Raw genomic sequence first — 12,519 nt, forward strand, 5'->3', positions numbered from 1 at the left:
AAGACACTGGGTACCATGTACGCAACCGAGGAGGTGGCACGGGTGGCCGACGCCGACCATGTGAGCATCTGGATGCGGCCCGAGCGCCCCGCCCGCGGGCCGCGGCCCGCCTACAGCCGGCCCCAGATCACCGAGGCCGCCGTCCGTGTCGCCGACGCCGAGGGGCTGGAGGCCGCCACCATGCGGCGGATCGCCGCCGAGATCGGGGCGGGTGCGATGTCGCTCTACCGGTACGTACCGGGGCGCGACGACCTCGTGGAGCTCATGGCCGACCACGTGATGGGCGAGATCGACCTCGCGGGGGTTCCGTCCGGCGACTGGCGCGCGGACCTGACGCGCTATGCCGAGGGGCTGCGCGCGATGTGGCTCCGGCACCCGTGGATCGCCGCCGTGCGCCGGTCGCCGCCCGGCCTCGGCCCCAACCAGCTGCGCCTGATCGAGCGGGTGACGGCGGTCCTGGACCCGCACGTCTCCATCGACGAGGGCCTCAGCCTGCTGTCCATCCTGACCGGGTACGTCGAGAGCGCCGCCCGCGAGGAGGCCGGCCAGGCCGCGGAGGCCCGCCGCGGCGGGCTCACCGCGGCGGAGCGGATGACGCGGAACTCCCCCTACGTCCGGCGGCTGGTGGAGAGCGGGGAGTACCCGATGTTCACCAAGATCGTGCTGGAGGCGCGCCAGCCGCACCTGGGCCACGGCGAGCGGTTCCGGTACGGGCTGGAGCGCGTCCTCGACTGCATGGCCGCGGCGCTGTCCGAGCCGGGTCCGTCACGTGACGAAACTTCCGTCACGGCGTCCGTTCGTAACGGAACCGCGGCCGGGCCCGCCCCGGCCGCCGCGTGCCCCGTGTGCGGCGCCCCCGTCGCCGAGACCGCGGCCGGCCGTCCCCGCACGTACTGCTCACGGGCATGCCGGCAGCGCGCCTATCGCGCACGCAAGACCACCGGCTCCCCCGAGTGACAATGCACTGCGCTCAGTGGGGCACCCCGCCCTGATCGCGGCCTCCGCCAGGACGCGCGTGGCCTGGCGGCCTTGATCATGAGGCCGCCGCATCGGGGTCTGTGGCGGTGTGTTCGGCGCGCAGGGCCCGTTCCAGGTTCGTGTCCGCCTCGGCGCGGGCGGCGTCGCGGTCGGCGATCGCGGCCTCCAGGCGGGCCTGCAGGCGGGTGGTCCGGGTGAGTGCGTCCTCGCGGGCGGCGTCGCGTTCGCGGTGCGCGGCGGTGACCGTCTCCGCCGCGGCGGTGCGTTCCCGCTCGGCGCGCCGCTCGGCGTCCTCGGCGCGGGCGACGGCGGCCTGAGCGGCCTGTTCGGCCGTCGTCAGCGCGGTGCGCGCATCGGCCAGCTCCGTCCGGACCGCGGCCAGTTCCTCCTCGGTGGACGACAGCCGTGCGCGGGTCTCGGTGAGCCGGCCGGTGCGCTGGTCCAGTTCGGTGCGGGTCCGGTCGTGGGCCCGGCGGGCCTCGTCCAAGGCCCGTTGCAGGTCCTCGCGGGTCTGGACCAGGGACTGCTCCGCAGCGGCGAGGCGTTCATGGGCGGCGTCCAGCTGCTGCCGGGCGCGTTCGGCTTCGGCCTGCGCGGCGGCCTCGGCGGCTTGCCGGGCCTCGGCCTGGACCCGGGCGGTTTCGCGGGCGGCGCGGGCGATCTCCTCGGCGGCCAGTGCGCGTTCCTCGGCCCGGCGCTGCGCGTCGGCGGCGGCGTCGGCGGCGATCCGGGCGGCGTCGTGGCCCTGTTCGGCGCGGCGGCGGGCCGCCTCGGCCTGGCGGGCGTCGGCCTGTGCCTGCGCGGTCTGCTGCTCCAGCGTGGTGTTGCGGTCCACCACGGTGGTGACGATCTCTTCGAGCCGGTCGGCGGCGGCGGCCTCGCGGGCGGCGCGGGCACGGGCGTCGGCGGCCAGCCCGGTCAGCACCGTGCGCAGCGCGGCCAGGGGTTCCCTGACCGCGGCGGCGGCCGGGCTGCGGCCCGCGGCATGCGCCTCGGCCTGGCAGTCCTTGACGACCTGCCCGCCGGGGTCGTGCTCGGGCGGGCAGTACTCGGGCCGCCGCCCGCGGGCCTTCGGCGGCCGGGGCAGCGGAGTGTCGCAGTACTTGCAGCGCCCCCACGGCGCCGCCGGATCGGCCCCCGCAGGCGGCCGCCGCCCACCAGGCTCTCCCGCGTCCCCTCCGTCTTCCCCGCTGGCCTCCTCGGCGGGGAAGACGGAGGTCGCCTCACCGGGCGCGGTCGGTGTAGTGGCGGCCCCGGCCGCCCGGTCCTCCTGATCACGCATGAGCACAGCATCCCACATTCCTTGAGTCGGGGAACGAAAAGCTGATTCTGATTTCGTTTCCGAGCAATGAGGGCAGCGCATAATCGCGGTTATGCGCTGTGCTGGCGACGCCCCTCGCCGGGAGCTGAGATTCGTCTCACCTGAAGCGGCAGTTCGACGTGGGCGGGTGACCGGGTGGAGCAGCGGGGGCCGGTGCCGGCGGTCTCGTGCACGCCTGAAGGGCAGCCCGGCACCAGGGCCGCGCGTGGCGACGGCGCCTCGAGTCGGTGAAGGGACTGTTCGAGACGCTCAACCGGCTGCGCCGGCAGGCGACCCACGCGGAGCGATCTACGATCGCCGCGCGACCCGGCCCGCGCGGCGATCGTGTTCGCCTCCGGCGGAGTGGACGTCAGCCACCTGGCCGTTGACGGCGCCGCACACAACGCCACGATCCGGCGCAACCGGCTGATCGGCGGCGCCCCGGTCAAGCGGCCACTGGCCGCCTACGACCAGTGACCGGACCTTCCGGCAACTCCCGTCAACGACCTAGGCTCGCCGTTGCCATGTCGATCACCAGGTCTGCGGTGGCGCGGGACGTCCATCCGTGTGCGCGCCTCATGTGAAGGTAGGTCCAGCACACGGAGTTGGCCACGAGGGCGGCCTGGGCGGCCGGGTCTTCGACGCGGAGCGACCCGTCGAGGTCTCCGTCCCGGAGCAGCCGTTCGAACAGTTCGATGAACTCGAAGCTCGTGGTCCGCCCGGGCCGATCCGGTATCTGGCGGGTCGGCTCGGCGTAAAAGGCCGTCAGGACGGCGCCGTGACGCTCGGCCACGGCGCAGAGGGCGGCCAATGCCGTGCGCAGCCGGGTTGCGGCATCGCCGGAGGCCGTCATCACAGGCCACAGCGACGCGCGGAGGTCGTCGCTGGCCCGAGCCAGTACCGCGACGATCAAGTCGTCGACGGATACTCCGCGACGATGCAACGTCACCCTGGACACGGCGGCCTCCTCGGCTATGGCCGAGATGCTCAGCCCCCGAAGGCCCTCGCGTTCGAGAATCCTGGCAACGGCGTCGAGCACGTCGTCGTTCACGATGGTCATTGCGGCGACATTATCAGTTGCATACGTGCAACACATGTGTTTCACTACAGCAACACATAGGTATCACCGAGATGCCGGCGCAGGCGGGAGTCGACACACATGCACGTCCGCAACGTTTCCGCGAAGCCCGCACCGCACGGCCCGGCGCTGTGATGTTCGCGCACCGGCTCGCCGTGCTCGCCGACCGTCCCGCCCTGGAGGAACTCGCCGGAGCCGCGATCGATCAACTCCAGCGGGATTACCTCCAGCCTGACCAGATCGCCGCAAGCCGAGCGATCATGGGGGTCGACACCCAGCTCATCCAGGATGGGACGTACTTCGTCGTCCACCACGAGGGCCGGCTCGCCGGGTGCGGTGGCTGGAGCCGACGAGCGACGTTGTACGGCGGCGATGAGATTGCCGGGCGCAACGACTCCATGCTGGACCCGGCTGTCGATGCGGCGCGGATCCGGGCGATGTACACCCATCCGCGCTTCGCCCGCCGCGGCGTGGGACGGGTGGTGCTGTCGCTGTGCGAGGCAGCCGCGGCTGCGGCGGGATTCCAGCGACTCGAGCTCATGGCCACGATGGCCGGGCAGCCGCTCTACACAAGCTACGGATTCGCCCCCGTAGAACGGGTGGACCACGCATCCGGCGGCGCGATCGTCCCCCTCGTGCGGATGGTCAAGCCGGTCACGCGCCGCGGTGCGTCTTCGGACGGGCCCTGACCGGTGGCCCGACGTGGCGTCGAACCCGAACCCGAACCCGACCACGGCTCGGTTTGGGCTGGGCTGGGCGTCGCCCGGTAGGGACACCTGAATCCGAAGGCGCTCTCAAGACTACGAAGGAGACCGACATGACTGCTCGACCTGCCCCGCTGCCGCAGCTCGACGGCGGGCTGTGGATCGCCGATGGGGGACTGGAGACCACGCTGCTGTTCCTCGACGGTATCGACCTGCCGCATTTCGCGGCCTTCCCCCTCGTCGAGACCGAGGACGGCCGTGCTGTCCTGAACCGCTACTACCAGCCGTACATCGACCTCGCCGAAAGCCGGGGTCTCGGCATCGTGCTGGACACCCCGACCTGGCGGGCGTCGCTGGACTGGGGAGCCCAGCTCGGCTACGACCCCGCCCGTCTCGAATCGGTCAACCGGCGGGCCGTGCGCCTCGTCGCCGCCCTCCTCACCGGTCGAGCGGCCCGGTCGGTCGTCAGCGGCGCCGTCGGCCCGCGCGGTGACGGATACGTCGTCGGGGCCACCATGTCGATCCTGGAGGCGACCGGTTACCACCGCATGCAGGCCCGGGCGTTCGCCGCCGCCGGAGCCGACATGATGACCGCCGTCACGATGAACTACGTGGAGGAGGCCATCGGGGTCGCCAGCGCCGCCACCGAGGCCGGCCTGCCCGTCGTCGTGTCCTTCACCGTCGAGACCGACGGACGGCTGCCCTCGGGGATGAAGCTGGGCGAGGCCATCTCCGTGACCGACGCCGCAACCGACGGAGCCGCCGCGTATTTCATGGTCAACTGTGCCCACCCCACCCACTTCGCAGGAACCCTCGACGAGGGCGGGGACTGGATCCAGCGTGTCCGGGGCATCCGGGCCAACGCATCGGCGCTGAGCCACGCCGAACTCGACCAGGCCACAGAGCTCGATCGTGGTGATCCCGCCGACCTCGCCGACCGCTACCGCCGGCTGCGAACCAGTGTCCCGTCACTCGCCGTCGTCGGCGGATGCTGTGGCACCGACCACGAGCACATCCAGCTCATCGCCACCGCACTCGCCACGCCGAACTGACCCCGCACGGCCACCCGCGCGCACGTTTCCGGCGCCCTCCCGTCCCACCTGCTCACCCCCCGACAGCACTCCCGGCCGCGGCGTTCGAGACGCTTCAGGACCGCCGGGCAACGGCCGGCCGCTGCCCGCTGCGGAGTCGTGGCGTGCGGCAGTGCGGTGAAGGACAAGATCGCGGTCGCCCTCGTTCACCCGGCGACCGCCTGCCCGGCACGCCCGCCGCACAGGCGGCGCAGCCTCAACTTTTGGAGAATCCCTTGACAGACAGCAATGCGCTCCTGCCCAAGTGCCGTCGATCACGTGTCGCGGCGCTGTTGTGCGCCGGTGTGGCGCTCGCGGGTGTGGCTTCCATGGCGGCGGCGGAAGGAGCCTATGCGGCGGAAGACAACGGCGACCGGAAGTTCCTTTCCTCCGGAGCGAACGGCGTCCACGGGGAGTACCTGGTGACGCTGCGCGCCGATCTCGCGTCAGGACAGGTTCGCCGCGTCGCCGATGAGCTCAGCCGGGAGCACGGCGGTAGGCGCGGACACGTGTTCGAGACCACGGGCACCGGGTTCGCGGTGTCGATGCCGGAGCAGCAAGCACGCAAGCTCGCACGAGACCCCCGCGTGGTCGAGGTGGCACAGGACTCCCGGGTGTACCCCCTCGGCAGACAGGACAACGCCCCGAACCACCTGGACCGCATGGACGAGCGTGCCCGCCCACTGGACGGCAAGTACAACGTCTCCTACAACCCCACCGAACCTCCGGGCAGCGGTCAGGTCATCTACGTGATCGACACCGGCGTGCGGGCCGACCACTCGCTCCTGGCTGGCCGAGTGATCGCTGGACCGGACTTCGCCAACGACCCGGGCAGCACGTGGTACGGCAGCGACAAAGACTGCTACAACCACGGCACTGGTGTCGCCACACTGGCCGTGGGCGACACCTACGGTGTCGCGCGGGGGGCGAAGGTCGTGAGCCTGAAGGTCTTCGCGGACTGTGACGGCTTGGCCAGGTCCGGCGACATCTACTCCGCCGTCGAGTGGGTGACCCGGAACGGGGCGCCGAACTCGGTGGTCAACATGTCCCTCGGCGGTCCGGTGAATGCAGGGGCCATCGTGGTCGAGAACGCCATCAAGAAGTCGATGGCGGCCGGGTTCACCTACGTCGTCGGCGCGGGGAACAACAATACGGACGCATGCGGCGCGTCGCCCGGCCGCGTGCCCGAGGCCATCACCGTCGCGGCCTCGAATGCCAACGACCAGCGCTGGTACAACTCCAACTACGGCAGCTGCGTGGACATGTACGCCGTCGCTGAGAACGTCACCACCGCCTCCTCCGGCAGCGCGGCGGCCACGCTCACGACGTCGGGCACCTCATTCGCCGCACCCCAGGTGGCGGGCGCCACCGCTCACCATGCCTCGCGCGGGAACCTCGCCGTTTCCAATGTTCCGCGCGTGAAGTTCGAGGCGACCAGGAACGTCTTGACGGGAGAGCCCAACGTCAACGCCAACAACCTCCTGCACTTCGGTGGGTACTACGCCAATCGCACGAACGTGCCGGTGCCCGATGTCGGCGGCGCAGGCTCGGTCATCACGGTGACCGACCGAAACGACCCCGGGTCGGCGATGACCACCTATCTGCGCGTCAGCCTCTCCATCGACCACAGCAAGCGCGGCCAGCTCAACGTGGACCTGTTCGCGCCCAACGGCCGCTCATGGCGCCTGCACTCGCCGAGCTCGGACACGGGAGACGACGTTGTCCGCGTCGATGTCCCCGTCAATGCCGCCGACGTTCCTCCCAACGGCCAGTGGACACTGCGGGTGGACGACAAGAAGAGCGGCGCGGCGGGCACGATCACCGGCTGGTCCCTGCAGTTCTAGGAGCCGCCCCGCAGTCGGGGCCGAGCCGGATGGCTGTAGGCGCGCTTCGCGCACGTCATCATAGGGTCGGGCGCGCCGCCCTCGCGCCCCGCCTCCTCCGGCGAAAAGGTCTGCGCATTATGCGCTGAACCGGACACTGACACTCGACAACGAATCTGGACTGACAGAACGGTGCAGAATCTCACCGGGAGCAAACGGGTTTCGAGGACGGAGACATGACCGTGGACGACGCCGCGCCCCGCATGGCCGAGGGCGGCCGAACGGACGGCGCCGCCGACCGCGCCGTCCCCGACGCGGACCAGGGGTCCGCGTCGCCCTCCGCTACCGGCGCTCCGTCGTCGGGGGCGCTGCTCCTCCAGGGGGTCGTCCTGCCCGCCTCCGGGGCGGCGGGGGCCGCTCCGGGAACCAGCAACGTCGCGCAGGGCGATGCCCTGGACGGCCCCGGCGAAGAGGCGCCCGGCGGGCCGCAGGGCGGGGCTCCTCCCCCGCCGGGCGCCGGCGAGCGGCGGACGGAAGCCGAACTGGCCGCGGCGGCCGTGGGGCCGCCGGCGCGGCCGGCGACGCGGCTGGCCGCCGATGCGCTGGGCCAATTGGACGCTGATCTGGGGCAGGTGCAGGTCGGGCGGGTCGGCGGGCGTCCGGTTCATCGGCGCCGGATCGAGTTGCTGGCCGAGGCGTGCACGCCGCAGACCTTCGCGCTGGTGCTGGACTGGTTGAGCAGCACCCGGCGCGCCTCCCCGGCCACCAAGCGCAACTACGCGGACGACCTGCGGCGTGTCTGGGCGCCGCTGGCGCGGGAGGTGGGCCACGAAGCCTTCTTCGTCGGGTGCCTGACCCGCGACCAGGTCCGGATGTGGCGGCTGCGGCAGGAACGCGCCGGGGTCGCCAAGCGCAGCATCGGCCGCTACGTCGCCTGCCTGTCGTCGCTGCACACCTACGCCGCCGGGCGGCTGGACCCGCCGCCGCGCAACCCGGTCACCCAGGACGACCGGCCGCGGATCGAGGCGGGCCGCGGCGCCGGGTCCACCCCGGTGCTGGAGGTCGAGCAGGTCCGGGCGGTCGCGGCTGCGGCGTCCGGCGAGCTGGACCTGCTGGTGGTGATGCTGCTGTACAGCCTGGCCGGGCGGGTCACCGAGCTGTGCGCCGCCGACGTCGGCGACCTGGTCGACGACGGGGGCCGCGCACACCTCGTCGTGACCCGCAAGGGCGGCAAGCGCCGCCGGATGCCGCTGCCGCCGCGCTGCGCCGACCTGCTGCGCCGCCACGTCGGTGACCGGACCGGCGGGCCGCTGCTGCTGGACGCCAAGGGCGACCGGCTCGACCGCCACGACGTCGACCGGATCAGCACCCGGCTCGGCCGCGCCGCCGGGGTGCCGCCCGGCCGCGACCTCACCCCGCACGTGTGGCGCGCCTCCCGCATCACCCACATGCTCGACGACGGGGTACCGCTCGCCGAAGTGCAGGAGTTCGCCGACCACGTCAACCCCGCCACCACCATCGGCTACTGGGAACGCCGCAACCAGGGCAAGCGCGCCGCGGCGCACGCGGACCGGGCCGCGGCCGTCTTCGAGCAGCCCGGTTAGGCATCCCCTTCGGCAAGTCGGCGGTGAAGGACCAGGATGGCGGCCTGGGCGAAGTGAGTTCGGCGACGGCGGACCGGCCTTCGAAGAGCGCCAGGGACACCAGCGTGATCTCGGCGACGGCGATCGCATTCGATAGGTGCGCGCGAGTTCCAGGGCCTCGGTGGTCACCCGGTGCATGGTCACCGGCTCGATGGGGGTGGCGCCTGGTCGCACCATGTGGCTCCGATCGGTGGGCCGCACGGCCGCGGCACCGGCCGCCGTCAGTCGTCGATGGCCTGGTAGGCGCAGGTCCAGAAGTCGCGGAACCAGGGCGGCGGCGCCGGGGACGTGAGGGCGCGCTGCGTCAGCAGGATCCCGATGAGTCCCTCGGCCGGGTCGGTGTGGACCGAGGTGCCGGTGCCGCCGTCCCAGCCGAAGCGGCCGGGGACGGCGGCCAGGCCGTCGCGGCGGGTGACGACGCCGACGCCGAGGCCCCAGCCGCTGTTGCCGCCGAAGAAGAGGTGGTTGTCCGCCTTCTGCTCCGCGGTGAGCTGGTCGGTGGTCATCAGTTCCACCGACGGTCGCGACAGGACGCGCTCCCGGCCGTGGCGGCCCCCGTTCAGCATCATGGTGCAGAACGCGAGCAGGTCGTCGGCGGTGGAGACCAGTCCCGGGCCGCCGGCACCGGACGGGAACACGGGCGGGTCCGCCCACCGGGCGCGGTCGTCGGCGGGGGTGAGCGCCCCGGTCGCGGGGTCGGGCCGGTAGGCGGCGGCCAGCCGGTCCAGGTTCCCGGCGGGGACGCGGAAGCCGGTGTCGGTCATGCCGAGCGGCTCGAACAGCCGCTCGGCGAGCACGTCGGCCAGCGGCCGCCCGGCGGCGCGGGCGATGAGGATCCCGAGGACGTCGGCGCCGGTGTCGTACATCCACTTCTCCCCCGGCTGGTGGACGAGCGGCAGCCCGCCGAGGCGCGCCAGCCATTCGCCGGGCTCGAGCGACTGGCCGCCGGGCCCGGGTGCGACGCCGGCCTCGTCCATCGCCCGCTGGACGGGGGTGGCGCCGGGCGGCGCCATGACCGCGCCGGTGCCGAGCCGGAACGTCAGCAGGTCCCGCACGGTGATCGGGCGGTGCGCGGGGACGGTGTCGTCCAGCGGCGCGCCGGGGTGGGCCAGGACCCGCGGCGCGGCGAGCTCGGGCAGCAGGTCGTCGACGGGGTCGTCCAGCCGCAGCCGGCACTCCTCCACCAGCGTCATCGCCGCCGCGGCGGTGATCTGCTTGGTGACCGACGCGATCCGGAAGATCGTGTCGCGGCGCATCGGCGGGCCGCCGCCGGCCTCGGCGGTGCCCAGGACCTCGGTGTGGACGTCGCCGCGCCGGGCGACCAGGGCGACCATTCCCGGCACGCCGCCGCGGCCGACGTGCCCGCCGAGCACCTCGCGCATCCGGCCGAGCCGCTTGCCTGACAGGTTCATCGTCTCCTCCTCGTCCCCCTATGGACCGGGCGGCGGCGCGGAACTCATCGGGCGGCGCCCTCGCGCCGCCGGTCGCGGGCCGACATGCCGAGGCCGGGGATGAGCACCGCGGCGACCAGCAGGTGCATCCCGGCCAGGGCCGCCATGCTCGCGGGGTCGGCGGCGCCGCCGAGCGGACCGGTCATCGACAGGGCCAGGACCGCGGCGGCGACGATCGTCCAGGCGCGCGCGGGCCGGCCGACCGTCCGTTCCAGGACCGCCAGCAGCGCCCAGGCGGCCAGTCCGGCGACCAGGGCCCCGGCCGCGACGGCCGCGGCGCCGACCTGCTGGATCTCCCCGCCGGTCTCGGCGGACGGGGCGTGCCCGGCCACCGGGCCGGTCAGCGTCCACAGCGCGAGGGCGGCCACGGCGCCGCCCGCGACGGTCACGGCCCTGCGTGCGAGGTCGGTTCCGGTCATGTCGGTCTCCTTCGTTTCGGGGTTCGTCCGGCTCCGCCAGCGTCGCCGCCGCGGTGCCTGCGCGGCATCGGGCGGGCGGCCAGAGCGGGTCCGACCGCGGCGGGGGCGGGCACCGACTTTGGTCGGTGTCGGCGCCGTGACGTGCGCGGCTAGCCTTTGCCCGATGGACGAGGAGACCTACTTCGAGGCGGACGCCGACCCCTGGCGGCGGCGCCGCCGCGCCGGTGCGGTGCTGGTGTTCGCCGTCGTGGGGGCCCTGGTCGCGGTGACGCTCTGGGCCCGGCACGGGACCGGCGCGGCGGGCGGGCGGTTCGCCCTGGACGTCGCGGCCGGTGTCGCGGCGTGGCTGCTGTCGCCGCTGCTGCTGTGGCGCCCGGTCGCGGTCGCGGTGGCGCTCACCGCGCTGGCGGCGGTGTCGCCGGCCGCGACCCCGGCGGCGACCCTCGCGGTGCTGCAGGTGGCGCAGCGGCGCCCGTTCCGGGTCGCCGCCGCCATCGGCGCGGCGGGGATCGCCGCGCACGTGGCGCAGGGGTTGTGGCGGCCGCCCGGGGGGATCTCCTTCGGCTGGTGGCTGCTGCTGATCACCGCCGGCTACGGCGCGCTGATCGGCTGGGGCGCGCTCGCCCAGGCGCGCCGCGCGCTGCTGATCTCGCTGGCGGAGCGCGCCCGCCGCGCCGAGGCCGAGCAGGGCCGCCGGGTCGCCGAGGCCCGCATGATGGAGCGGACGCGGATCGCCCGGGAGATGCACGACGTCCTGGCGCACCGGCTGTCGCTGCTGGCCACCTACGCGGGCGCGCTGGAGTACCGGCCGGACGCCCCGCCGGAGAAGCTGTCGCGGGCCGCCGGGGTCGTCCGCGCCGGGGTGCACCAGGCGCTGGAGGAGCTGCGGGAGGTGATCCTGCTGCTGCGCACCTACGACTCCGGCGACGAGGCCGGCGACGAGGGGCGCCCGCAGCCCGTCCTGGACGACGTGCCGCGGCTGGTGGCCGAGTCCCGCGACGCCGGCGCGGCGGTGGAGCTGCGCGACGAGGTCGCCGCCGGCGGCGCGGCCGTGCCCGCCTCGGTCGGCCGCGCCGCCTACCGGGTCGTCCAGGAGGGGCTGACCAACGCCCGCAAGCACGCGGCGGACCACCGGGTCCGGGTGGTGCTGGCGGGCCGCCCCGGCACCGGGCTGGTGGTCGACATCCGCAACGCGCTGCCCGCCGGCCCCGCCGCCGGGCCCGCCGCGCCGGGCAGCGGGACCGGCCTGGTCGGGCTCACCGAGCGGGTCCGGCTGGCCGGCGGCCGGCTGGACCACGAGACCGCCGCCGGGGAGTTCCGGCTGCGCGCGTGGCTACCATGGCCGGCGTGACCCGCCCGCTGCGCGTGCTGATCGTGGACGACGACGCCCTCGTCCGCGCCGGGCTGTCGATGATGCTGGACGGGACCGGCGGCATCACCGTCGCCGCGGAGGCCGCCGACGGCGACGAGGTCCCCGCGGCCGCCGACGCGCACGCCCCCGACGTCGTCCTCATGGACCTGCGGATGCCGCGGGTCGACGGCATCACCGCGACCCGCCGGCTGCGGTCCCGGCCGGACCCGCCCGAGGTGATCGTGCTGACGACGTTCGACACCGACGAGAACATCCTGCACGCCCTGCGCGCCGGCGCCAGCGGCTTCCTGCTCAAGGACACCCCGCCCGGCCAGATCGTCCAGGCGGTCCGGCAGGTCGCGGCCGGCGACCCGATCCTGTCACCGCGGATCACCCGCCGCCTGATGGACCGCGCGGCCGTGGAGGCGGGCGCCGGCCTGCGGGCCCGCGCCGCGCTGGACGGCCTCAGCCCCCGCGAGAACGAGGTGGTCATGGCGATCGCGCGGGGACGTTCCAACGCCGAGATCGCCGCGGAGCTGTTCATGAGCGTGGCCACGGTCAAGGCGCACGTCTCCAGCGTCCTGACCAAGCTCGACCTGGACAACCGCACCCAGATCGCCCTGCTGGCCCACGACGCCGGCGCCCTCTAGCGACGCCGCGGACGGGGTTGCGGGGCGGGGCCCTACGGCTGTTTCTTATACA

General features: G+C 73.8%; 11 protein-coding genes. 7 read left to right on the forward strand and 4 right to left on the reverse strand.

The annotated features are described in order from the left end of the window. The first annotated feature begins 15 nt into the window (after positions 1–15). Positions 16–957 carry a TetR/AcrR family transcriptional regulator gene (locus E1289_RS23100; RefSeq protein ID WP_243713086.1) on the forward strand — a complete coding sequence of 314 codons (942 nt, stop codon included), beginning with the start codon at positions 16–18 and terminating at the stop codon, positions 955–957. A gap of 76 nt (positions 958–1,033) precedes the next feature. Here E1289_RS23100 and E1289_RS23105 read toward each other — a convergent pair whose 3' ends face one another. Both E1289_RS23105 and E1289_RS23110 read right to left on the reverse strand, forming a co-directional pair. Then, complete coding sequence (locus E1289_RS23105) at positions 1,034–2,260, reverse strand: hypothetical protein (protein ID WP_131983519.1); 1,227 nt, start codon at positions 2,258–2,260, stop codon at positions 1,034–1,036. Positions 2,261–2,777: 517 nt separating this feature from the next. Continuing rightward, complete coding sequence (locus E1289_RS23110) at positions 2,778–3,338, reverse strand: TetR/AcrR family transcriptional regulator (protein ID WP_165970581.1); 561 nt, start codon at positions 3,336–3,338, stop codon at positions 2,778–2,780. A 71-nt stretch (positions 3,339–3,409) separates the two neighbouring features. Here E1289_RS23110 and E1289_RS23115 point away from each other — a divergent pair, with 71 nt between their 5' ends. The 4 genes from E1289_RS23115 (at position 3,410) to E1289_RS23130 (ending at position 8,557) form a co-directional block, all read left to right on the forward strand. Then, positions 3,410–4,045, forward strand: a complete 636-nt coding sequence (locus tag E1289_RS23115) for a GNAT family N-acetyltransferase (RefSeq protein ID WP_207929100.1) — start codon at positions 3,410–3,412, stop codon at positions 4,043–4,045. 128 nt (positions 4,046–4,173) lie between these two features. After that, positions 4,174–5,112, forward strand: a complete 939-nt coding sequence (locus E1289_RS23120; RefSeq protein WP_131983523.1) for a homocysteine S-methyltransferase family protein — start codon at positions 4,174–4,176, stop codon at positions 5,110–5,112. A 242-nt stretch (positions 5,113–5,354) separates the two neighbouring features. Then, positions 5,355–6,974 (forward strand): S8 family serine peptidase, encoded by a 1,620-nt coding sequence (locus E1289_RS23125; protein WP_165970582.1) that lies wholly within the window; start codon positions 5,355–5,357, stop codon positions 6,972–6,974. Between the two features lie 215 nt (positions 6,975–7,189). Next, entirely contained in the window at positions 7,190–8,557 is a 1,368-nt protein-coding gene (locus E1289_RS23130) for a tyrosine-type recombinase/integrase (RefSeq protein WP_131983527.1), read from the forward strand. Between the two features lie 260 nt (positions 8,558–8,817). Here E1289_RS23130 and E1289_RS23135 read toward each other — a convergent pair whose 3' ends face one another. Both E1289_RS23135 and E1289_RS23140 read right to left on the reverse strand, forming a co-directional pair. Continuing rightward, positions 8,818–10,008, reverse strand: a complete 1,191-nt coding sequence (locus E1289_RS23135) for a serine hydrolase domain-containing protein (RefSeq protein WP_131983529.1) — start codon at positions 10,006–10,008, stop codon at positions 8,818–8,820. 44 nt (positions 10,009–10,052) lie between these two features. Continuing rightward, on the reverse strand, positions 10,053–10,466 hold the full coding sequence (locus E1289_RS23140) for a DUF6069 family protein (RefSeq protein WP_131983531.1): 414 nt from the start codon (positions 10,464–10,466) through the stop codon (positions 10,053–10,055). Between the two features lie 163 nt (positions 10,467–10,629). Between E1289_RS23140 and E1289_RS23145 the strand changes: the two genes are divergently transcribed. Beyond that, positions 10,630–11,817, forward strand: coding sequence for a histidine kinase (locus E1289_RS23145; RefSeq protein WP_131983533.1), 1,188 nt, complete (start codon positions 10,630–10,632; stop codon positions 11,815–11,817). After that, complete coding sequence (locus E1289_RS23150; protein ID WP_131983535.1) at positions 11,805–12,467, forward strand: response regulator transcription factor; 663 nt, start codon at positions 11,805–11,807, stop codon at positions 12,465–12,467. Before E1289_RS23145 ends, E1289_RS23150 begins: the two co-directional genes overlap by 13 nt. Positions 12,468–12,519: the final 52 nt, after the last annotated feature.

The organism is Actinomadura sp. 6K520, from assembly GCF_004349245.1.
In the GTDB taxonomy this organism is placed as follows: domain Bacteria; phylum Actinomycetota; class Actinomycetes; order Streptosporangiales; family Streptosporangiaceae; genus Spirillospora.

Excerpts from the sequence above, each read along its gene's own strand:
- E1289_RS23100 (WP_243713086.1), top strand. The coding sequence starts at position 16 with ATGTACGCAACCGAGGAGGTGGCACGGGTGGCCGACGCCGACCATGTG.
- E1289_RS23105 (WP_131983519.1), bottom strand. The coding sequence starts at position 2,260 with ATGCGTGATCAGGAGGACCGGGCGGCCGGGGCCGCCACTACACCGACC.
- E1289_RS23110 (WP_165970581.1), bottom strand. The coding sequence starts at position 3,338 with ATGACCATCGTGAACGACGACGTGCTCGACGCCGTTGCCAGGATTCTC.
- E1289_RS23115 (WP_207929100.1), top strand. The coding sequence starts at position 3,410 with ATGCCGGCGCAGGCGGGAGTCGACACACATGCACGTCCGCAACGTTTC.
- E1289_RS23120 (WP_131983523.1), top strand. The coding sequence starts at position 4,174 with ATGACTGCTCGACCTGCCCCGCTGCCGCAGCTCGACGGCGGGCTGTGG.
- E1289_RS23130 (WP_131983527.1), top strand. The coding sequence starts at position 7,190 with ATGACCGTGGACGACGCCGCGCCCCGCATGGCCGAGGGCGGCCGAACG.
- E1289_RS23135 (WP_131983529.1), bottom strand. The coding sequence starts at position 10,008 with ATGAACCTGTCAGGCAAGCGGCTCGGCCGGATGCGCGAGGTGCTCGGC.
- E1289_RS23140 (WP_131983531.1), bottom strand. The coding sequence starts at position 10,466 with ATGACCGGAACCGACCTCGCACGCAGGGCCGTGACCGTCGCGGGCGGC.
- E1289_RS23145 (WP_131983533.1), top strand. The coding sequence starts at position 10,630 with ATGGACGAGGAGACCTACTTCGAGGCGGACGCCGACCCCTGGCGGCGG.
- E1289_RS23150 (WP_131983535.1), top strand. The coding sequence starts at position 11,805 with ATGGCCGGCGTGACCCGCCCGCTGCGCGTGCTGATCGTGGACGACGAC.